Source organism: Sporosarcina sp. CAU 1771 (assembly GCF_054482775.1).
Genome location: NZ_JBTLRN010000059.1, coordinates 1 through 1,036 on the forward strand (window position 1 = coordinate 1; position 1,036 = coordinate 1,036).

The window sequence follows — 1,036 nt, forward strand, 5'->3', positions numbered from 1 at the left end:
TGAATCAATTTCATAATTAACGTTTTTAAAAATGCGTAAAGTAGCTCCTTGATGGTTTATAAGCTTTTTAAAAATAGAAAACCGATTTAATTAAGCTACATTTAACGATTGTTGTTCCATTGCTAATTTGATTCGATCTGTTGCTAATTTTGAAGCATTATAAACAAGCGTCACCAATTGGAAATGTAGTTTCGCTTTCTTTCCAGTTCGATGACGGACATTATTGAGTCCGAAAAACTCTTTCAAATACGCATTCACCCGCTCGACGGCGGTACGTTCTTTGTATAGTTCATCCCATACTTTTGAACCTCTTGCCGGGAAAGTATACTTCCGCATATCCGTTGCTTGTCTAATTTTAAAGGTCTTTTGACAAAGTGAATCATGTTTTAATGGACAGGTTTCACATTCTTTAGGGCGTGAATATTTGAGTGATTTGTATTTCGAATCAAAGCTGTCGTAACGATAAGAATGCTCTAAGACACATGTTGGTGCGAAGTGCTCGTCATAACCGATGATTTCGCCTTCGTTTCGCCGATTATACGGAATGACGGCTTGCAGGTCCTGGTTGCTTAATTGTTGGTAAACCGGTTCATAGTCATAACCGGCATCGAAAAGTCCAGCTTTAAATTGTGCAGGTAAATCTCGTTCGATTTTCTTGAGTAATGGAATGGCAGCTTTTCCGTCGTTTAGGTTGCCAGACGTCATCAAACCCGCAAGAATATATTGACTTTTTGTGCTGACTGCTAAATGAGCTTTATACCCAAACCAAAAAACATTTTTTCCATCGCTGTTTTTCTTGATACCCCATTTGGGGTGAATTGGCGCTTCCTTATACAAGGTTTCCGCGGATTCGGATAGCTGGTGAATAATCTCTTTTTCGTATATTGGGCGCGCTGTTTCTTCGGCTTGCTTGTCTTTAAGCCATTGATCACGTTCTGCTTTTGGTTTTCGTCCACGCTTTTTAGGGGCTGGCTTTTCAATCTTATCTGATGCCTTAGCACGGTCTCGCGCTTCGAAATGACTCGCGTCGAAGGCG

Annotated in this window: 1 protein-coding gene; it reads right to left on the reverse strand. The window is 40.3% G+C overall.

All coding sequences use genetic code 11. The features are described 5' to 3' along the window. Positions 1-90 precede the first annotated feature (90 nt). A partial coding sequence (locus ACXYMX_RS17065) for a transposase (RefSeq protein ID WP_459045433.1) occupies positions 91-1,036 on the reverse strand: 946 nt, incomplete at its 5' end.